The sequence below is a fragment of the Bradyrhizobium sp. USDA 4506 genome, assembly GCF_054058795.1.
Window position 1 is genome coordinate 8,615,954 of the sequence record NZ_JBSSBM010000002.1, and the last position, 20,579, is coordinate 8,636,532.

A 20,579-nucleotide genomic window follows, 5' to 3' on the forward strand; every position below is an offset into this window, starting at 1 on the left:
CGCCCTTCTCACCAAACACTGGAAAGTTGTTGTTCGGAGGCTGACGATAGCCGGGCAGGAAGCCATAGTCATGCCAGTGAGGCTTGTGTCGCTTGTGCGCGGGCGCCGTGTGCGCAACAGCTGATAGGAGCGAGAGGAGAATGGCAGTCGATAGGAAGATTACGCGCGACATGGATGTAACATTACTGGTGCGCTGCGCCGACGCGAATGTTTTCGAGCAGCGGAAGCTGGAGGGACGCCTGATTGCAAAGGACGACACAAGCAATACCGGATATGCGGACTGTTCTTCGGCGACTGTTTGAAGCTAGGGCAGCGATAGGGCCGCCGACCATCGGTGAAGACAAGGGCGCAGGACTGGCCACACGCCCGTGTCGACGTTCCTCGGCTCGAGTTGTTTCGACCGGCGCTCCAAGCCGTTCGACATTCGAGGAAAAGCAGCGGATCGGCAGCGGAGCTGCGGACAATGTCACCATGTCGACCCCAACACACTCGACGTCGACTCCAGCCCGAGACATGAAGCACACGTCAGCTCCGGTGGGAATGAGGGCTCTCTGCAGCGGTCGTCTAGTGATGCCTCAAGCCAGGAACTATGGTCGTTATAGCTACACCTGCTGCGTGCCCCAAAATTCCGGCAATTGCCCCTAACGATATCGACCCTCCCGAAATTGCAGCTGCTTGTTCGGCGGTAGTTCAGTTACATGATAGGCTGACATATCGATCCTCATCATAGTCTCCTTTTCCGAACGAGAAGGTCCGGCGCGACGCTGGCCGACAACGGCTACAGCCTCGCGCAAATAGAAAATCAAGATTCGTGCCAACGGAGCAGAGACAGCGGTGCGAGAAAGAGCGCGGCTTCTTGAAGTATTGGTCCGTAACGAACTCGATCTGGCCGCCCCGGTAGCAACGCACAAGGGCCGGGCACAAAGGAAGGCGCTCGCAATCACGGGTCCGGTACTGTGTCGGGCGCTGCGGATTGCGCGCGCTAAGCGCGTGGAACTTCAATCTCATTCGCCCCGAAAGTGTGAAGAAGGCGGTACGCTTCCGGATTGCGCCCGCAGCCATCCGAGAACTGCTGGAACGAATTCCCGTCAGCAGGACTGCAAGATCGTGGCTGACGCTGCACGGTTCGAACCTGCGGCCGACGACCATACCATGTTCGTCGCATCCTCCATTGGCGCTCAAGTAGCTAACAATGGATCTTGCTTCCGCTTCCGTTAGTCGCGTTCGCGACGTGATCTTCGAGCGGTCTACCGCAAATTTCAATCAAAGCTCTCAACAACATGCAGAACATGTCCTTCTCCGCGGTTGGCGCGAGCTTTGAAAGCCCCCGCGTTGGGGGCAGAAGTTGCTGACCCGCCGCACTGTGTGAAAGGTAACAAAGGTAATACATGAATATGTCGGCTTATGGCGTCACCGAATTGACTCTTGAGAAGCATGTGGCGCTGGGGGAGGGCATGATCAAAGATGCGGGTGAATCCACGAGCCCAACTCGGATGATACTTGGACCATCGCACCAATGTGCTCGAAGCAAGCCTGACGTGGCTCTTCTTTCTGAATCGTCGTCATCTCTCACCGACCCGGCACCATCTGTGGGGCCGATAAGATCGTCGTCTTAGACAGTGGGGGGATCGTTGCCGAGGGCAGGCATACTGATGTGTTGGCTGAAAGCGCTTATGCTCGCTTGTGCAAACGCAAACCGGAGGAGGCTAAAGTTGCAGCTAATGAGTTCATAGCAAAATTGGGCGGAATTGTTGGCTAGCTCTCGGATTGCGGGTCGATTCATGTGCATGGCCGTCTGGTGCGAGATAATGACCACAGGCTCCGGCACGGACATCAATTGATCATGAGGTCGCGGCGCGCTTGGCCTCCCGCGAGCCTATGCTGAATGATGAGCACGACAATTTTAAATGGCTGGTCCAAGGCGGTCGGCGACCCTAACGGCCACCCGCGGGCTGTAGGAGGTCATTGTGTCCGTTCAGAGGCTGATGGAGGCTGGTTCAGGGCGTGGGGCCTCGTCTACCTTGCCTCGGGCGCATTGAAGGAGCATGCGACGGAGTTCCGGAACGCCTGTGACCAAAGCCCTTCTCGCCGTTGTGATCTTGATATCGGCATTCCTTGCGACGCCGGCCCGCCCGCAGAACGCGGCTGCACCATTTGATGGCGACCTGCAGCGGCTGGCCGAGATCCTCGGCGCGCTGCACTATCTGCGCGGCATCTGCGGCTGCAAGGCGGGAGCCAAATGGCGCAACGAGATGCAGGCGCTCATCGATGCCGAAACCCCCTCCGGCGCCCGCCGCGCCCGCATGGTCGCGGGCTTTAACCGCGGCTACATCGGCTTCGAGCAGACCAACAGAACCTGCACGCCCGCAGCTTACGTGGCGATCAGACTTCATATCGAGGAAGGGCTGAAAATCTCGCGCGACCTGACGGACCGCTACCGCGAACTTCTTCGATGTTTGGTCGCGCATGACCGGAACGAAACAAGTGGCAAAACTGGCACGTGAACAGTTGAGTTGATCCTGTAATACGTTGCCAGTCCGACGGCCGAACATGTCCGCGAGTTCGCAGTTGGGTTTTCTAGCTATTGCAGGTGTGCCGTCTACTTCCCGGCTGGCGAATGGTAGTGACGAGCGAAGTTGGCGAGGCGAGCATCGCCATTGAGAGCGAGGCCCCACCGAGGAGAACCCCAAGCCGTGTGCAATCAGAGGTCACTATCGCTTCTCTGTGTGCTTTGACGTTAACTCTTTAATGAGGCAGCCGTTCACCCGAACGGTTCTTGTCGAGCCACTTCCGCGCGGCCTCCTGCCCCTGCTCGGCGCTGACCGCACGGATCCCCGAGGTGATGTAGTAGCCGCGCCAGTTCCAGCTGTCCGCGATCTTCCGTCCAGCCTCGAATATCATCGATGCACAATCCTGTCGTGAGACCGCGGCCATACCGACGCGCAAGCAATATCTTGACCATCTGGGTTGGATTATTTGCTCGATCAGCCGCGACTTGACCCGCTCCAGATCTTCGGTGCTCGCTGGATTATGCGTAATGTCGGCGATGACTTCGTCGATGGCGCGCCCAATCTGACCAAATTCGACGCCCACGCTTTGGTGTAGCAGAAATCCTCAATTGCGAGAGATCGGGCGCGGTACCGACTTTCAAATCTTACCGCAACTGTTACGGTTGCTAGATGCGAACCGTTGAGGATGTGGCGAACTTCGTCGGGGAACAGCCTCTCTTGACGGGGCTGTTGCGCTCTGTCGCAACGCTCGCCATCGATGATTGTTGGATCGGCGCTGGCGTCATTCGCAATGCAGTCTTGGACCACCTACATGGCTACTCCATCGAACTCCTCTCCGGCAGCGATGTCGACGTGGTTTATTGTGATCATTCGAACGTGAGTTCCGAAAGAGACGTGGCAATCGAGCGCCGACTAATCAATGATCGGAACGGCATCCCTTGGTCCGTCCACAATCAAGCACGGATGTACGAGCGGAACGGCGACGTGCCTTATCGGGACAGTGAAGATGCAGTTCGGTGTTGGCCCGAAACGGCAACCGCAGTTGCAGCGAAGCTTTCGGACGGACGAGTCGAAATCATGGCGCCGCATGGCATTGACGATCTCTTGCACATGATCATTAGGCCAACCCCCGTGTTCAGAACAAAAATGTCAGTCTATAATCGAAGACTTGCTTCGAAAGACTGGGCTCGACGGTGGCCGAGGCTCACCTTTCTGTGACACAACCCTCTCGTTGCGGCACTTACTGTCATTGCATCCAAAGGCGGCGACCTAGATTCTTGCCGGGCCCCGTGGGCGGCGCGCGATATCCTCCGGAAGTAGCCCATGATCACATTGTCCAGCGCTATGGCGGGTCTTTCTTATTCACGGCCCACTGAATTTTGAGCGGTGCGGTCTCGGGCATCATAAGCATGGCACAGAGCCCCGCCGCGCTAGCGACGAGCATATACCAGGCGGGCGCCAGCGCGCTCCCGGTCAGGTGGATCAGCCAGGTGACGAGTGGTTGAGCTGTGCCTCCGAAGATCGCTATTGCGAAAGCGTAGATCGTCGCGAAGGTGCCACCTCGAATGTTCTTGGGCAAACCTTCGGCCATGCTCACATAGAAAGCGCTATACGGGATCGTTCCGATCAGGGTGAGCGCGCCGAGGCCTCCGAGAAGTGCGAGGGCACTGCGGCTCTCTGAGATCCAGAAGAACACCGGATAGGTCATCAGCAACGCAGCGACCTGCGGCCAAATCATGACGTGCCGGCGGCCCGCGCGGTCTGCGAGCCAGCCGCCCAGCAGTGCGGCAGCAATTCCTACCGTATTGCTGATGAGCGTGGCGCCAAAGGCGAGAGGCGCGGAAACTTGCAGGGTGTTCAGCGCATAGGTGGTCATATATCCCGTGACATAGGTGACGATCGTGCAACTGGCCAAGATTACAAATCCCAAGCCCACGATGCGGCGAGCGGCAACCGACCTCCTTACGGGCTGAACGCTGGAAACCGGCTCTTCGGGGCAGTGCAACGTTTCGGGCAGGGCGCTCCGCAACCAGAGCCCGAACGGCAGCGTGGCGGCGCCGAGCAAAAGTGCAACCCGCCATCCGTACGCATTGAGTGCCTCGCTTGTCAGGGTGAGGGAGAGTATTTCTCCGACCAACGCGCCGGCCGTCGCGGCGATCTGTTGACTGGCAGGCTGAAACGAAACAGCAAGACCGCGCCGTTCGGCCGGGGCCGCTTCCAGCAAATAGGCGGTCGTCGGACCAACCTCACCGCCGAGCGCAAAGCCCTGCACCAAACGTGCAAAAATGACCAGCAACGGAGCGGCGATTCCTATTGTCTCGTACGAGGGCGTAACCGCCAACACAAGGATCGCAGTACTCATCATTGCAAAGCTGGCGGTCATCGCGGGCCGGCGGCCGGCCCGATCCGAGTACGAGCCGAGCAGGATGGCCCCGATCGGTCTGGTCACAAAACCCGCGCCGAAGGTTGCGAGCGACAGCATGAGGCTGGCGAACGGGTCGCTTGCCGGGAAGAACGCTTGACCGATCTGGATAGCGAAAAAGCTATAGGTCGCGAAGTCGTAGAATTCGAGAATATTGCCGATGGTTGCGCCCCACACGGCGCGGCCGGTCAAGCGCTCGTCTGCCGGAACGAAGACCGGCTGCGGCTTCTTGCGAGCCAATTGCGCGGCCATACTCGATCCGTTCTGAAGCGTAATCGCTGGCCTGAACATTTCGATCAGACAGCGCGCGCGTTGCATTCCACTTGCGTTACATGTCGTCTAACTTGAGGTGACCGGCCACGCGCCCCGCTGCTCCACATCTGCCTCACGCATGGCAGGACGAGCTCATGGCGATGAGTGCAATAAAAATGCCTGTCTACTGCAGCCCCATTCAAACCTTGAACTGATCGCGGCAATCGCAAGCAAAGACGAATAAAGGAACGCGCTGCAAGTTGTCGGGTCGGTCCGTCGTTATGCTCCTGTGCAATGGCGGGTTCACGACAAGATTGGCGGGCGCCGAACAGGCGGCGCCCGCATAAAACGGCCGCCGCGCGTGGATGCTGCGGCCAGCTGATTGCACGTGGGCGGACGCATCAGGCGGTTTGGCCCGGCTTTTGCTCCCCTGCTTGTTAGTTGCGCGCGGCTGCCGGCCCTGTCGGGATTGGTCCGCTGCAGAATGCAGGATCTTCGTGCGATCAATAGACAATAGGAGTTCGCATTGCCGCAGGCATCAGGGGGTCGTCTTCGGTCTGGCGAGCAGCGGCTCGGCGGAGCGCAAATGCAAGCGTGGTGCTCTAGTTCTGAGCTCCAGGAATTTGAAATCTAAGTCACCAGCAATGGGCACGCCTCCTTGAGTGGACTTGGTTTCATCAAGGCCACCCAGGGAAATAATCTTCCGTTCGTCTTGAAGTGCTGCCGTCAGGTTATGGCACGCGAACTGCGCGGCTGATGTCTGACCAACGGCGGCCGTGCTTTGCTCGCGCATCTGCGTGCACCCGCGCTCGAAGTTGGATGGCAAAGCACGCCTGCAATCAATGCCTCGAATAGAATGTGTAGTATGAAGACGAAGACAGTTGCGACCATCGTACTTGCGGTTAATGCGTTGCTGGCTTCGCCCAGTAGGGCCGTTGAAACTTTCGATGTCACAGACACGAACGGCCTGCCCTTCATGCGAGCGCAGATATTCGGTCCCGGTGACGGCCCCTATTGGGAAGGTGACAAGGGTTCAACGCGTAATTTGTCGCAATCGGAAATAGATCATTCACTGGCGGCGATTCGATATTGGGCGGAAATCATCAAGGCTACACCGGGTCAAGCGCCGGCCATTGTCAACTTCGGTGCGAATAGCGAGGAAAACGCATTTGCCTATAGTGGTATGTCCCCCGGTGGTGGCACCAAGGTGCAGGCGGCACTCACGGGCCAGGATCCTGGCGAGCTGCAATACGGCGCGCATGGGATGGTTACAATTGGCCAGATGGGGTTTTCATCCGAAGCATACATCCCCTCGCAATTGCCGACGACTCCAAACATTGGTCTTACACCCGTAGTGATCCATGAGCTCGGCCATGCGCACGGTATGCTCAGCACTATCAGCTATGAACCATCTCCGTACTTCCCTGGGGCGATATCAACGTTTTTCCCTGAAAAGATAAATGCCTGGACGGAGCATTTGCACGACGACAATGGCAAACAAGCCAAGCCTGGACAGACGATCTATTGCTCCGTCTGCACGAACCAGCCAGCTGATGACGTTTTCGACCTGCGCCGCGATCGGGGCTATTTCGCCGGGAAGCATGTGAGTGAGGTGCTGGCCGGTGCCATGCCAGGTATTCCGGTGCGAGTGATGGACGAGCATGGTCAACGGCGTGATATACCCTTCGTCTCGCATAGCGAGCTTAAGAACAGCCTGATGAGCCACCAGAGATACCGGAACTACACCGCCCCGATGGAGGCGGAGATCGCCGCGTTTCAGGATATGGGCTACGGCATCGATCGGCGCAATCACTTCGGTTACTCCATCTACGGCAATGGTCAGAATCTGGTCAACGACAATCCCTTCTTCGCTCGTAATGCTGACGGTACCTCCTATCTGCCAAATACGTACAATACGGCTACGCTCGGACTTGGGCTACACGTCTATGGCAGCGGCAATACTGTGGTCCAGCGTGCCGACCTGCTTTCGAAAGGCGCAGGGAGCGCTGGCATCCGCGTCGATGGCGAAAACAATCAGATCATAGTCCCGCCTGGGACTAGCGTATACGCCGACGGCGCCTATGGGCGCGGCGTCATGTTCGCTTATGGCAAGGATCACACGTTTACTCAGCGCGGAAGCGTGCAGGCGCTCGGCGAGCAGGGCATCGCAGCAAGTTTCGATTTTGGCAACAATGTGATGGGGAATGACCGCGAATACCGTGGTTCATATATTCGCACGATTGGCGATCACGCGGCCCCGATGCTGAACGAAATCGACGGCCCGCTCGTCAGCGCGTTCGATCTGACCGGGCGACTGGCTGGCAGTCATGCAGCGATTTACATGTCGAACAATGGTTATGTCGGCGAGATCAATGTGATGCGTGGCGCAACGCTGTCAGGGGACATCCTGTCTGATTACGCCCAGCTTGACCCGAACGGTGCTCCACGCCTGACCAGATTGACATTCGGCATGACGCCTGATGCGGACGGGCACTCAACGGAGCAGCCCGACGCAAGCTTTGCAACCCGCTATGAAGGGAATATCGTTGGGCGCAACCTGTCGCTGCAGTGGTCGGGTGGCGTCACGTTGTTTACCGGCAATCACGAAGTGTATGACGCAACTGTCGCGCAAGGCGCGACCTTGTCCGGCAATGGCAGTTATCTGCTCAGTGCTGACGGCCGCTTCGCCAATAGCGGTTCGGTCGCGCCGCTTATCGGTGGTGTTGACAACAGCATAAAAGTGAAAGGCGACTATCTGCAGACCTCGACCGGTCGCTTGCAGGTCGCGTTGAATGATAGCGGTGCGTTCAGCCGCCTGGTAGTGAACGGCAATGCGACGCTCGACGGCACGCTCACGATCACCCCGCAGCGCGGTTGGTATGGCAGTGGCTTTAGCTTCTCGTCCAATCAGTGGCTGAACGCGACAAATCTCACCGGCTCGTTCGCCAACGTGGCGACATCGCTGCAATCGCCGACCTTGCTGGCGAGCGCTACTGCCGAGGGCGACAACACCTATGCGTTGACACTCTCCCGATCAGCCGATGCTTACTCGCGATATGGGGCCGATGCCAACAGCCGCCAGGTGGGCGCGGCGCTCGATCAAGTCGCCGGCCACGCTGCGTTGGGGCTGCACCCGCTCGTCGCGGCACTCGACTTCTCCGCATCAGACGGCACGGCGGTGACATCTGCGCTGCGTCAGCTTTCGCCGTCCGCCTATGCGTCGGAGCAGGGCAGACGTGTCAACGACAGCTTCTATGCGCGATCGGCAGTTTACAATCGTCTCGAACAGGCGTTTGGCGGGGCGCCATCATCACCGATGGCGGTGATGGGGTATGGTCCTGAGCAGGGGCGAGGCGGCAATTCAACCTCTGCGGTCGCCCCGGCCACCTTGGGCCTGCCATCCTCCGACCTGCAGGGTTATGCCGCGTGGACTTCTGCTTTTGGCGGCTGGACGACCCAATCAGGTGACAGCAATGCCGCAAGCACGAGATCCACGATCAGCGGCTTTATGACCGGTATCGACACGTCGATATTTGATGACTGGCGCTTCGGTGTTCTTGCGGGCTACAGCCGTTCCACTTTCAAGGCTGGCGCTGCTTCTTCGTCAGGCCGCAGCGATAATTACACGTTCGGGACCTATGCCGGCACCGAGTGGACCGTGCCCGAAGGAGCCATCGCCTTCCGCTCAGGCATTGCCTACACATGGCACGATCTTGAGATGAGCCGCAACGTAAGGTTTCCGGGGGTCAACGACAATCTGATCTCGGACTACGACGCGGGCACTTTCCAGATCTTTGGAGAATTGGGCTATAAAGTCCATCTCGGCAAGTATTCCATAATCGAGCCCTATGCCAATCTCGCCCATGTTCGTGTCGCGACGGATGGCTTGAGCGAGAGGGGATTGAACGGGGCGGCGCTTGATATTTACGCTAACACGATGGATACGACGCTTTCCACGCTCGGCGTCTACGCGACCACACGTTTTCAACTTAGTCAGATAGCCACGACTGCGCGAGCCGATATTGGCTGGCGTCATGCTGTTGGTGACCTCATTCCGTTTTCGACAGCCAGCTTTGCTGCTGGTTCCAGCGCTTTTGCAGCTTCGGGTATATCCGTTGGCAAGGATGTGGCACTCGTCGGATCCGGTCTTGACCTTCAGCTTTCGAGCAACAGCACCCTTGGTATCGCATACCAGGGCCAGTTCGGTTCAGGCATTACCCAGAACGGACTGAATGCCACCTTCAACGTGAAGTTCTGACACGCATGGTCAGTCGATTTTGGATCGGCGCACGCGCAATGGAGCCATGTTGGTTTCGATCCACATCTCGTGGACAAGCACCTGGCGCCGGCGATCGAGCCTGGTCTGCCAGAACGCCGGCGCCGGCGTCTATGCGCGATGTCTGAGCGAGTTCGCTGAAGATCAAGCAGCTTTTTTGTCAGCGCTGACAATCTATCTGACATCGTCTTACGCGCCTCAAGCGTCCGGCGCGATCGAGCGCCAGCTTCGCCGAGCACTCCGATTTCTCGTCCGACTTAGGGGCAGACCAGAACGGCCGCGGCGGAAAGTCCTCCCCGTGAAGCCGGTGTAAGCGAGGCGCTAACATGGCGCTGCGCTTATGTGATTTTTTCGTCCAGCGTCATTGCGGACGACCTTGATCAGCCGGTGGGAACTAGATTCCCTTCGGAGCTGAGAGCCAGACTCACCTCTGGACTCGAGTTGCGGCCTTGCTCTATCTGGTCCCTGGCGCTAACGCTATTGGGTGAGCGGCGCGAGGGAAAAGACCGATGAGCAAGGCCCGTGAGTTCGTCGATTTTTGGATCCAGAACAGCGTTCACGCCGTCGAGCAATATAGAACGGCTGGCGCGTCTCAAGATGTGACTGAACTCACCGAACGCCTTCTCGAAGCCGCCAGCGGGCAGGGTATTTCGGAAGCTGACCTACAGGCCGAGATTGGCGAAATCCCTCACTACATCGCGGAGCGGCTCAGAGCAGTGAACAATGCTGAGAGCGAACGGCGTACGTAGAGGCGCGAACTCGACTTACCTTTCCGGTCGGTAAATGTCACCCGGCTTGAGACAAAGTTCCTCAAACATCCGCTGCTGCCCAACCGTCAATGCGAGATCCAACACCTCTGCGGTCCCAGCCCTGCGGAACGGCAGAGAGGACCAATGTCATGGCCTGGCTCGGCTTAGCCCCAAATCTGGTTTTCGTTTCGTCCCCAGTCACCTCAACAACGGTGAATTGTGTTCCGAAGGAAGCAGCGTTGCCAACACGATTGCTAGACGAGTATCCCTACATTGCGGCCTTGGAGGAGATCGCGACGCGCAAAGGAATTGCGATCCATGAGCCGTTTCAAGGAGAGTGGTCGGGCCCTTTAGAGTACTCGCGCGATCGCCCTCCCGCTATTTGCGACTGGTTATCGCGCCGGAGAAAACGCCACAGCCGCAGCGGCGATTGCTGGCATTCTCTCCGGGTTTCTCAGCGTAGCCAAGTCGATCATTAACTTCATCACAGCCGGGCGGGAAGCGAGCGGTTCTCTGACGAGCAACGAGCGTCGATAACGAAATGAGTGTTGTGCAGTTCGCGCATGCCTCTTTGTCCTTTCCTCCACTGAAGCCGTTGCTCGGATGGCCTTGGCTCACCTCCGACAGCAATTTGTCCAGCAAATAAGGAACGTGCGCTCAATTGGCGCCTCGGTGGCGATCTTTACATTTTCCGTGGCCGTCAGAGCAACCTGTCCGACATCGTCTCAATGTTACAGGTCCTGTTTGTAGATCTACACATAGGTATGATGGTGGCGCTGCGGCGCAGTTCGTAGCGCTGATGGATCAGGCCTTGTGGACGCTCGAGGATCTTGCCGCAACGACTTGCCGAAGCACACGATGATTCGTTTCCGAGAGATCCAAGCTCTTTCTCCTGGCCAGAAGGAGCGGAGCAGATGGATCCTTTTCCTCAAGTATCCTCAAGCGTTTCGTCCTCGCTCTCCGTTTGAAGGATGGTTTGCGACAGGAGCACGGCGGCTCTTTGAAGTGGAGGAATGAAACGGTCAAGCTCTGCAAAGCTGACTCGTGCCGCGGGCACCGACACACCAAGACAGGCTATCAACTCTCGGTCCGGAGAAACGATAGGAACCGCGCAGCCGACGACGCCCTTCACGTATTCCTCATTGGTCTTGGCCCACCCATGATGACGCGTGGCCTCGAGAAGCTTCAGGAGGGTCTTGCAATCCACGATGGTATTGTCAGTGTACCGTGTCAAAGCGAGTGAGCGGCATAACTTTTCACGCGCTCTCTCGGGTAATCGGCTCATGTAGATCTTTCCGGTCGAGGTGCAGTGAAGTGGAGCTGCCTCACCGGGATTGAATTGAAGCCCCTGTGGTTGGGACACGCGCACGCTGTCAACGTAAGTGACGACATTGTCGCGCACGACGCCGATCTCGCACTGTTCGCCGATCTCGCCGGCAACCGCCCGCAGCACCGCGTGCCGCCGCGCCGTGCGAAAAGCTGCGCCGATGACTTTGGCGGACAGCATGACCAACTGATTGCCTACCACGTAGCGCTTCGATCCAAGCGCTTTCTGAAGGAGGCCGCGTTCTTCCAGATTTCCGACAAGCCGATGCGCCGTCGGAACGGGTAACGAAAGGCCATTTGCGATCTCCGCGACCGAGATGGCCTTTGTTTGATTGGCGACATGGCCAACTATGGCGAGCGCCCGGTCGAGGGGCCCAGCAGTCTCTGTTTGCTTCACCATCGCGAATGCCCTCCGGCAACGATATTATCAGTTTTCGGAACTATTGCTACTAAAATATGAAAAACAGGTTGGACCAGCCGCCGAGTTGCTCATATCGTTGGCGTCGTCGGACCTTGATCGCCTTTTGTGCACAGCACGGGCTGGTTGCGGCCAAGCCCGCAAATTTGGCGCAGCGGGCGGCGTGTTTTGAAAGGGAGAGCGGGAATGTCTCGTCATTACGACGTGGAAGCTGTGCGCAAGGAGTTTCCCGCAGCCGAAAGGATGATCTACCTCGACTCCGGTTTTCAGGCGCCGCTCGCGCGCCCCGTAATGGCCGCCATCGAAACCTTTCTTCGTGAAGGCTTGGAGACAGCCGGACCGAAAAGCGTTTGGCTCGATCGGGTTGAGCAAACGCGTGTCAAAGTAGCCCGTTTCCTTGGGGTGTCGGCCGACGAAATTGCCTTCACGAAGAACACATCGGAAAGCATGAACATCGCGGCGAACGCGTTGCCTCTGCGAGCTGGTGATAGCGTCTTGATGATCCATGGCGATCATCCAAACAACACCTATGCTTTCCTCAACTTGAAGAAGAAGGGCGTCCGGATTGACTTCCTTCCCATGACGGATGTCGTAAACGCCAACGCTTTCATTCCCCACATCGACGACACGACCCGCGCGATTTCGTTGTCGCACGTCACGTTCCACGCCGGACATCGCTTCGATATCGAGAGCATCGGCGCTCTTTGCGCGGACAAGAAGCTCTACTTCGTCGTCGACGTCATGCAGGCAATCGGGGTCGTTCCGATCGATGCGAAGGCCATCCAGGCAACCTTCGTGGGCTCCGGAAGTCACAAGGGATTGCTCGTCCCTCAAGGTCTCGGATTGCTCTATTGGGACCAGACTCTGAAGGAATTGGAGCCCGCCTATCTTGCAGCTGCTAGCTTGGCGGAGATTCCTCACGACCTTATCGCTCGTCCCGACCGCTTGGCATCGTCTCCCACCGCGCGACGCTTCGAGTTGGGCAACTTCAATCTTCCTGCAATTCTTGCGCTCGGAGCCTCGCTCGACATGATCGAGCAGATCGGCGTGAAGAACATTCAAAGCCATTGCTTCGATTTAGGTGATCATCTGGTCGCCCAGCTAGACGAACTCGGCCTCAGTCTCATCGGTCCGCGTCAGCGGCAACATCGATCGCCCCACATCTACGTCGTTGGGCTACCCGCGACAGAATGGCTCAGCTACTTCGAGGAGAATGGCGTGCGTGTTTCCCCCGAGCGAGACGGCATTCGTATATCGTTCGGCATGTTCAACACGATCAACGATGTGGATCGGTTAATGCATCTCATCCGCGGACGCCTGTCAAAAAAGTCATTCAAGGCTGCGTAGGAATCGGCGTGGGAGCAGTTCGAGAAAAAGCCATCGGAGCGGACGTGGCCAAGCGCGAAGATCATGGCCTTCCGCTTGCCTGCACGCTGAGGGAGAGGATCGCGCATTCAGGTGACGCGGTCGATTAGTGCCGGCACAACGCGCACGACGAGCGACCCAGCGAAGCATGGTCGTCGTGCACACCCGCAATCGTGAGGTTCGCGATGTTCGGAGTTCTTCTTGAAAAGACCATGGATGGCCAGCGTTACATCGACTGGCTTCTTTCGGGTCTTGGTTGGACGTTGGCGCTCGCCTTCTTCGGCTGGTGGATTGCATTCGCAATCGGAGTCGTCGTCGGCATAGGTCGAACTGTGCAGAACCCCTTCTTCCGGGCCTTAGCTCGGTTGTACGTGGAGATCTTTCGAAACATCCCCGTTCTCGTGCAGATGTTTCTCTGGTACTTCGTCCTGCCCGAGCTTCTTCCAACCACCATGGGCGACTGGATAAAGCAGATTCCTCCGCCTTGGGGATCTTTCTTTCCGGCTTTGTGGTGCCTGGGCCTCTACACCGCCGCGCGGATCGCAGAACAGGTTCGCGCAGGCATCGAGGCCTTACCCAACGGGCAAGAGGAAGCGGCTGCCGCACTCGGCCTAAGCGGATATCTGACGTATCGCCATATCATCTTGCCGCAGGCACTTCGCCTTATCGTGCCAAGCCTGACAAGCGAGGTGATGGGCATCTACAAAAATACGTCGGTTGCTCTAACCATCGGCTTGATGGAGTTGACCGCTCAGGCGCGACAAATTAGCGATGCTACTTTCCAAACCTTCACGGCATTCGGTGCCGCCACACTCGTCTATCTTTCTTTGGCTTTGATCGCGTACCAGACGATGATGCTCATCGACAAAGCGGTGCGCATTCCCGGTAGCGCAGCGAGCGAGGATGCCGTCGGGTCAGATTTTGACGATGTGAAGCTGGAAAGCCGAATGCCTGGCAGTATGGAGGTCGTGAAATGAACAGTCTCGATTTCTCGATTGTCGTGCAGGCATGGCCCTATCTATGGTCAGGTTTGCTGTTCTCGCTTTCCTTGACGGCAGCCGCCTTCTTGGTCGGAATGTTTCTTGGTACGCTCTTTGCCCTCGTGCAGCACTTTGATCTCCGGATTCTGAGCCAGCTCGTCCGTAGCTACGTCGCCCTGATGCGATCGATTCCGCTCATCCTCGTCCTGTTTTGGTTCTTCTTCTTGGCGCCCATCGTTCTGGGGCACCTGTCAGGCAATGGTCGTCCGATTCCAGTCGGCGCTACCTATACAGCGTTCATCACGTTCGGCTTGTTCGAAGCTGCCTACTATTCGGAAATCATCCGTGTCGGGTTGCGCGCAGTGAACAAAGGACAATTCGAGGCTTGCCAGGCTCTCGCCCTATCGACATTCGATACGTATCGTCATGTCATCCTTCCGCAGGTGTTTCGGGTCGCCAGCCCGATCATACTGAGCCAGACCATTATTCTGTTTCAGGATACGTCCCTCGTTTACGTCCTATCGCTCACTGATCTCCTTGGTGCGGCCTCGAAGCTTGCACAGCTCAATGGTCGCCTCGTCGAGATGTACCTCGTGGTAGCCGTTGTTTATCTCATCATAAGCTCCGCCGCGTCCCAACTCGTCGCCTCGCTCCGCAAGAAGTACGCGGTCGCGGGCGCCCATCGATAGTGAATCGATTAGCTGATGGCCCGTCGTTCCCTGGGCTACAACCTGGAGACCAGCATGCAACAAGTGCGCACAGTCGGCCCAGCCGACTCGTTCCCGATGGTTGTCGTCGAGCACCTCGTCAAGCGGTTCGGCAGCTTCAATGCCCTGAGCGACATCAACCTCAACGTTGCGAAAGGAGAAAAGATCGTACTCTGCGGGCCGTCAGGTTCCGGGAAGTCGACTCTCATCCGTTGCATCAATCATATCGAAAAAACACGATTCCGGACGAATAGTCGTCGATGGGATCGAGCTGACAGACCGGAATCGCGATATCAACAACGTTCGCTCTGAAGTCGGCATGGTCTTTCAGAGCTTCAACCTGTTTCCGCATCTCTCGGTGGTCGAAAATTGCATGCTCGCTCCGATGAAGGTCAGGGGCCTTGCTCGGCCTGAGGCGCATGCCCGGGCGATGGTGCTGCTGAGGAAAGTCCGGATCAACGATCAGGCCAAGAAATATCCCGCGCAATTATCGGGCGGTCAGCAACAACGTGTCGCTATAGCCCGTGCCTTGTGCATGCAGCCCAAGATCATGCTCTTCGACGAGCCGACTTCTGCCCTCGATCCGGAAATGGTCAAAGAGGTGCTCGAAACCATAGTTGAGCTCGCGCAGGAAGGGATGACGATGGTCTGCGTCACGCACGAAATGGGTTTTGCGCGCGAAGTTGCGGATCGTGTGGTCTTCATGGACCGCGGCTCAATCGTGGAAGAGGGCGATCCAAGCACCTTCTTTCACGCGCCGAACACGGAACGCGCCAAGGCCTTCCTCAATCAGATCATTCACTGAGGTCGGGGCTCGCGCGGTCTTCCCTGAAAAGCCACGACAAAAACGAGAGTTTGATCGAGGGCGAATCCATCGACTCCGCGAGTCTGAGCGAATTATCAGATTTCGAAATAAAACCGCTCGCAAACTGACATTTATATAGTGTTAGACCGGCCGCGTGGCCTATCATTTAGCCACGATCGACTGCTGCCCGGTTTATGTGCGGAGCGGAAATGAGCGGATCTTATGCTTTCCGGATATCGGGAACCAAGCGTCCGCCAGCTGTTGGAAGTGGTCAATCCTTGGCGATGTCTGATCGCGCATGGGGCGCGTGGCAACGCACGCGTTGCCCAGACCAAAGGCGCAAAAAGCGCGTTTCATATGAACCAGAGGAATTCCCATGGCTAAAGTGTTTGCACTGCTTTCAGCGACTGCGATCACCGTAATGGTGATCTCCACGGCCCAAGCGGGCCCAACGCTTGACAACATCAAATCGAAAAAGGTGATCACCATTGGTTATCGCGAAGCTTCGATACCCTTTTCCTATCTTGGCGCTGACCAGAAGCCTGTTGGTTTTTCCCTCGACCTGTGCGCGCACGTCGTCGATCGTCTGAAAGTTGATCTCGGCACGCCGGACCTTCAGACAAAGCTTGCGCCTGTCAACTCGTCCAACCGGATTCCACTTATCCAGAATGGCACGATTGACATCGAGTGCGGTGGCACTGCCAGCAATAAGCAGCGTCTGGAACAGGTCTCATTCAGCGTTTCAACCTTCGCCAGTCAAACGGCTTGGCTCGCAAAGGCGTCGAGCGGCCTCAAGACACCGAAAGATCTGAAGGGAAAAACCGTTGTCGTAACTCAGGGTTCCGATGCTCTCGGCATTGCCAAAGGCATCTCGCAGGAGGACGATCTCAACCTGACTATCGCGCAAGCCAAAGACCATGCGGAATCATTGCTGCTACTCACGACCGGCCGTGTGGCGGCATGGGTGGAAGCTGACGTTCTCTTGGCCGGTATGAAGGCCGATTATTCGAAACCAGCCGACCTCATATTTCTGAAAGCTAACTATGGCACCATTTATTATTATGGCCTGATGTTCCCGAAGGGTGATTCCGACTTCAAAAAGATAGTCGACGACGTTCTCTCCAAACTCATGGCTTCCGGCGAGTTCACCAAAATCTACGACAAATGGTTTGTGGCTGCGATACCGCCGAAAAACATCAATCTGAACCTCCCAATGACCGATGCGCTTAAAGAGCGCGTTGCCCACCCTAGTGATGTCGTCAATTACTGAGCTTGCCCACGGCGAGGCGAAGCCGTCACGGCGATGGGGCGTCAACACCTGACTTGCGGCATGGTCCAACGCTTGTTGTGATCGTGAATGCGGACGCAAGCAACTGTCGTTACCTAAAGGGAGCGCGAAATGAGAAGCGGAGCGGTTGGGTGGGAGTCGATGACAGGCGCGGATCGACAAATCGCGCAATGGGTCGAGGAGACGCCATTTGTGGACACCCATGAACATCTGATCGAGGAAAGTCAGCGCCTTTCCGGAACGATCCATCCACGAACATTGCCATGCAACGACTGGGCCTATCTATTCAGATCCTATGCTGCCGAGGATCTGGTGGTTGCAGGCCTGCCAGCGACCGACCTGCGAGGGTTCCTCGGACCCGACATTACGAGCCAGGAAAAATATCGGCTGATCGCCCCCTATTGGGAACGCATCCGCCACACCGGATACGCCCAGGCGCTGCGCCATACGTTTCGTGGCGTTTACGGTGAAGAGGACCTGACCGCCGAAAGCTTGCCCCGCATCGCCGAGAAATACCGCGAAACCATTCAGCCGGGTTTTTACGCACGCATTCTGGGCCTGTCAAACATCAAAGGATGCCACGTCAATTCGCTACAGCGCATCTTTATGGAGACCGAGCAGCCAGGGCTGCTCGACCACGACATAAGCATCCTTCAATTGTGCCGGTGTAGTGCTGCTGACTTTGCGTGGGTGGAAGCCGAGACGGGCAGACGTCCGACGACGCTCGATGAATGGCTCGAGGTTATCGACTTTTATTTCGCAACGTACGGCGCCAAAGCCGTGGCTGTAAAATCGCAAATTGCCTATTCCCGCGCACTCGATTTCGAGCCGGTCACCAAGGCGCGTGCCGCAAGGCTATTCCCCCACCATGCCGACAGAGCCGGCGCATTGCACGCCCTTGGTCCTGAGGACCTCAAGGCGTTGCAAGACTATCTATTTCGCTATTGCGTCGGCAAGGCTGGAGAGTACGGCTTGCCCGTCAAACTGCATACCGGCGTTTTGGCTGGCTACGGCGTGATGCAACTCGCCCATACTCGCAGCAATGCCGCAGACGTCTGCCGTCTGCTACAGGATTTTCCCGAAACCCGATTTGTACTCATGCATATCGGTTACCCCTATGAGCACGAGTTTATCGCGCTGGCCAAACATTATCCTAACGCCGCGATCGACATGTGCTGGGCATGGATCATTAATCCGGTGGCGGGCACTCGATTTTTGAAGGAGTTTTTGATGGCGGTTCCGTCCAACAAGATCTTCACCTTCGGTGGTGACTATGTCGCCGTCGAGCCAATTTATGGCCATGCGTGCGTAGCGCGCCGTGGAATCACACGAGCTCTCTCGCAATTGGTCGCCGAAGGCTGGATCGCGCTTGAGGACACCCGTGACCTGATTGACCGGATCATGCGCGGCAACGCACTTCAGTTCTTTAGGAAAGCGCATCGGGAGGATACGACGCAGCCGTGAACGGCGGACCGCCGCTTTTGAAAGTTTGTCGACGTCCACGACCGGCATCATAGGGCCCGCAGTCATCATCCGGAACAAGGCGATGGCTGCGAAAAGTCTCAACGTGGTCTGGTCCTCCAGATCATCGCCTGCCCGGGGTCCGACGAAAATCTATTTGAGCGCCGTCTCGATCAGGTTGGCCAATCGGGCGGCGGCAAGTGCTGCCCGGGCACGGGCCACATTTTTGGCGTTCGTCTCGTAATCGCGCGTCAGAAAAACGGGATTCTTTCCCGTGCTTGTCGGCGGAGCATAGGCATACTGCTTGGCCAGCTCCGCGCTTTCCTGAGCCCAGACGGCGGGATCGGTGATCTGGGCCTCGGCCTGGTTGACGACGACGCTCGACAGCCCGTCCTTCTCGTCGGCGTCGAAGATGGCGCCATAGGGCGAGGAGTAACCGCCGAAGATCGCGTCCCAGTAGGCGTGCAGGGCCATGCTGGATCCACTCGCAGGTATCACGGATTCCGCATTGCCGCCGGCGTCTCCGTTCGGGATCTGCTGCGTGTAGCGGGCGGCGGCGTGCAGCGGCTGATGGGCGTCGCCGACGATATGAAGGATCCAGACGAGGTCGTACGAGCGCAAATCGTCGGATGCGCCCGAGGATGCCGGCAGCGCTGCGATCATGAGATTGAGTTGCGTGACGAAGTCGACCGGGGCCGCCGAGGGCAATGGCGTGCCGTCGGGCGTGAAGTCGATGTCCTTGAAATGCCAGTAGGCATGTTGATTGTGGTCCGAATAGCCGATGTTCTGGCCGGCCGTCGGGCTGGTGACCGCGTCGCGTGTGTAGCCGTACTCCTTGGTCTTGATATCGTCGGCCCACGTCGCGGCATGGACGAAAGCGTACATCTTCGCCGTCTTGTCGTCGACGGCGCCGGAGGTCCATTTCGCGTAATCCTTGTTAAGCTTCAACAACACGTCGGCCTTGTCGCGGGCGGGATCGGAGAGGCGCTTGTACGCCAGATATGCAATCTGCATGTGCCCTTCGTCCCACCATGCACGAGCCGGGGATGCCGCGACGCCGAGAGCCAAAGCTAGAAAGCCGATAGAAACCACGCGAAGCATATGCTTGTCTCCGTTGTCACCAGAGGTTGTAACAATCAATTCGATCTTTTATCAGAGCTCTATGACACGCTGATGCATACGGGATACGGACAGCAACGCTCTGCAACGTTCACGTCGGCCGCCATGAAGCGGCGCCGTCGTTGCGCTGCGACGGACTCCAGCGACGTATCGCGCACAGTGTTGCGCGTGTGCAGAGACCGTAGGCCAACTCGCGTGGCTGCGGCTCGAAACAACTGATGTTGAGCTGGCGCCACCCGGGCACCTGCGCCAATATCAACTCTCGCTTTCCGCGCTGCGATTCAGTTCACGATTGATGCGATCCTTGACCCGACGGACAGCAAGAAGCTGCAACCTCGTTTGGGTCTTGCCACTGATCGTCTTGCCATCGATCTTGAAATTGTAGCGCCATTCGCCTGGCAAGGCTTCTCGAATGCTGAATTGCACGCCTCTGTATTGCATAAATTCTTTCCACCCTGATTACACGCGTTGCCTCTGTTCGTCACCGCGTCTGTCGAGTGCAGATTGATCTGTCATTCCTCAATCATGAGAACGTTGACCTGACACCGAAGGGAGCCGCCGATCCTTTAGGACCGGCGGCCAAGTCAAGGGAGGAAACGCCCGTGAGGGCAGCGGTAGCGAGACTACCGCAAGGCACCGCCAATCTCTTGGCGGATCTCGAGTAAACATTTTTGCGACAAGGCTGGAGACTGATCTGCCCTACTCATCGAATGGAGGTGATGCGAAGACGTTTACGCATTGCTGGCTCCAAGTAATTCAATTGAGGCTGCACTGAAAGAAAAAGTTGCGTACGCAGCGTACTGACAGGGCTCTTTCCGCGTTCTCGTTAAATCTTCAACAGGGCCGGGAGCTCGCTTCACACGACGGTGTACCGGATCCATTCTTGAAATGCGCAAGCTTG

General features: G+C 57.4%; 16 protein-coding genes and 1 pseudogene. 11 read left to right on the plus strand and 6 right to left on the minus strand.

From position 1 onward, the window contains the following. Nucleotides 1–140: 140 nt before the first annotated feature. Both ACVIHF_RS42715 and ACVIHF_RS42720 read left to right on the plus strand, forming a co-directional pair. Nucleotides 141–302, plus strand: a complete 162-nt coding sequence (locus ACVIHF_RS42715; RefSeq protein WP_310879830.1) for a hypothetical protein — start codon at nucleotides 141–143, stop codon at nucleotides 300–302. A gap of 1,743 nt (nucleotides 303–2,045) precedes the next feature. After that, the gene (locus tag ACVIHF_RS42720) at nucleotides 2,046–2,504 is read left to right on the plus strand and encodes a TIGR02301 family protein (protein WP_456793913.1); all 459 of its coding nucleotides are present in this window, start codon (nucleotides 2,046–2,048) and stop codon (nucleotides 2,502–2,504) included. 241 nt (nucleotides 2,505–2,745) lie between these two features. Here ACVIHF_RS42720 and ACVIHF_RS42725 read toward each other — a convergent pair whose 3' ends face one another. After that, on the minus strand, nucleotides 2,746–3,093 hold the full coding sequence (locus tag ACVIHF_RS42725; RefSeq protein WP_456793914.1) for a hypothetical protein: 348 nt from the start codon (nucleotides 3,091–3,093) through the stop codon (nucleotides 2,746–2,748). A gap of 86 nt (nucleotides 3,094–3,179) precedes the next feature. On the opposite strand from ACVIHF_RS42725, the gene ACVIHF_RS42730 reads away from it, so the two are divergent. Then, nucleotides 3,180–3,728, plus strand: a complete 549-nt coding sequence (locus ACVIHF_RS42730; protein ID WP_456793915.1) for a nucleotidyltransferase family protein — start codon at nucleotides 3,180–3,182, stop codon at nucleotides 3,726–3,728. A gap of 124 nt (nucleotides 3,729–3,852) precedes the next feature. Here ACVIHF_RS42730 and ACVIHF_RS42735 read toward each other — a convergent pair whose 3' ends face one another. Further along, nucleotides 3,853–5,184: an MFS transporter gene (locus ACVIHF_RS42735; protein ID WP_456793916.1), complete on the minus strand. Its 1,332-nt coding sequence runs from the start codon at nucleotides 5,182–5,184 to the stop codon at nucleotides 3,853–3,855. A 538-nt stretch (nucleotides 5,185–5,722) separates the two neighbouring features. Next, nucleotides 5,723–5,977, minus strand: coding sequence for a hypothetical protein (locus tag ACVIHF_RS42740; RefSeq protein ID WP_456793917.1), 255 nt, complete (start codon nucleotides 5,975–5,977; stop codon nucleotides 5,723–5,725). 72 nt (nucleotides 5,978–6,049) lie between these two features. On the opposite strand from ACVIHF_RS42740, the gene ACVIHF_RS42745 reads away from it, so the two are divergent. Both ACVIHF_RS42745 and ACVIHF_RS42750 read left to right on the plus strand, forming a co-directional pair. Next, nucleotides 6,050–9,442, plus strand: coding sequence for an autotransporter domain-containing protein (locus tag ACVIHF_RS42745; protein WP_456793918.1), 3,393 nt, complete (start codon nucleotides 6,050–6,052; stop codon nucleotides 9,440–9,442). Nucleotides 9,443–9,969: 527 nt separating this feature from the next. Beyond that, on the plus strand, nucleotides 9,970–10,209 hold the full coding sequence (locus tag ACVIHF_RS42750) for a hypothetical protein (RefSeq protein ID WP_456793919.1): 240 nt from the start codon (nucleotides 9,970–9,972) through the stop codon (nucleotides 10,207–10,209). 928 nt (nucleotides 10,210–11,137) lie between these two features. Here ACVIHF_RS42750 and ACVIHF_RS42755 read toward each other — a convergent pair. Further along, a complete protein-coding gene (locus ACVIHF_RS42755; protein WP_456793920.1) occupies nucleotides 11,138–11,935 on the minus strand; it encodes an IclR family transcriptional regulator in 798 nt (265 codons plus the stop codon). 204 nt (nucleotides 11,936–12,139) lie between these two features. Between ACVIHF_RS42755 and ACVIHF_RS42760 the strand changes: the two genes are divergently transcribed. From ACVIHF_RS42760 to ACVIHF_RS42785, 6 genes and pseudogenes are all read left to right on the plus strand, one after another. After that, nucleotides 12,140–13,300 (plus strand): aminotransferase class V-fold PLP-dependent enzyme, encoded by a 1,161-nt coding sequence (locus tag ACVIHF_RS42760; RefSeq protein ID WP_456793921.1) that lies wholly within the window; start codon nucleotides 12,140–12,142, stop codon nucleotides 13,298–13,300. A 203-nt stretch (nucleotides 13,301–13,503) separates the two neighbouring features. Beyond that, nucleotides 13,504–14,295 carry an amino acid ABC transporter permease gene (locus tag ACVIHF_RS42765; protein WP_456793922.1) on the plus strand — a complete coding sequence of 264 codons (792 nt, stop codon included), beginning with the start codon at nucleotides 13,504–13,506 and terminating at the stop codon, nucleotides 14,293–14,295. Then, nucleotides 14,292–14,987: an amino acid ABC transporter permease gene (locus ACVIHF_RS42770; RefSeq protein WP_456793923.1), complete on the plus strand. Its 696-nt coding sequence runs from the start codon at nucleotides 14,292–14,294 to the stop codon at nucleotides 14,985–14,987. The genes ACVIHF_RS42765 and ACVIHF_RS42770 overlap by 4 nt, the downstream gene beginning before the upstream one ends. Nucleotides 14,988–15,041: 54 nt before the next feature. Further along, nucleotides 15,042–15,810 (plus strand): annotated as a pseudogene (locus ACVIHF_RS42775) (amino acid ABC transporter ATP-binding protein). A 376-nt stretch (nucleotides 15,811–16,186) separates the two neighbouring features. After that, nucleotides 16,187–17,080: an amino acid ABC transporter substrate-binding protein gene (locus ACVIHF_RS42780; protein ID WP_456793924.1), complete on the plus strand. Its 894-nt coding sequence runs from the start codon at nucleotides 16,187–16,189 to the stop codon at nucleotides 17,078–17,080. A 159-nt stretch (nucleotides 17,081–17,239) separates the two neighbouring features. Continuing rightward, nucleotides 17,240–18,562 carry an amidohydrolase family protein gene (locus ACVIHF_RS42785; RefSeq protein WP_456793925.1) on the plus strand — a complete coding sequence of 441 codons (1,323 nt, stop codon included), beginning with the start codon at nucleotides 17,240–17,242 and terminating at the stop codon, nucleotides 18,560–18,562. A 150-nt stretch (nucleotides 18,563–18,712) separates the two neighbouring features. Here the strand turns inward: ACVIHF_RS42785 and ACVIHF_RS42790 are convergent, their stop codons facing one another. Further along, complete coding sequence (locus ACVIHF_RS42790) at nucleotides 18,713–19,660, minus strand: S1/P1 nuclease (RefSeq protein WP_456793926.1); 948 nt, start codon at nucleotides 19,658–19,660, stop codon at nucleotides 18,713–18,715. Nucleotides 19,661–19,933: 273 nt separating this feature from the next. Further along, entirely contained in the window at nucleotides 19,934–20,119 is a 186-nt protein-coding gene (locus tag ACVIHF_RS42795) for a hypothetical protein (RefSeq protein ID WP_456793927.1), read from the minus strand. Between the last annotated feature and the right edge of the window lie 460 nt (nucleotides 20,120–20,579).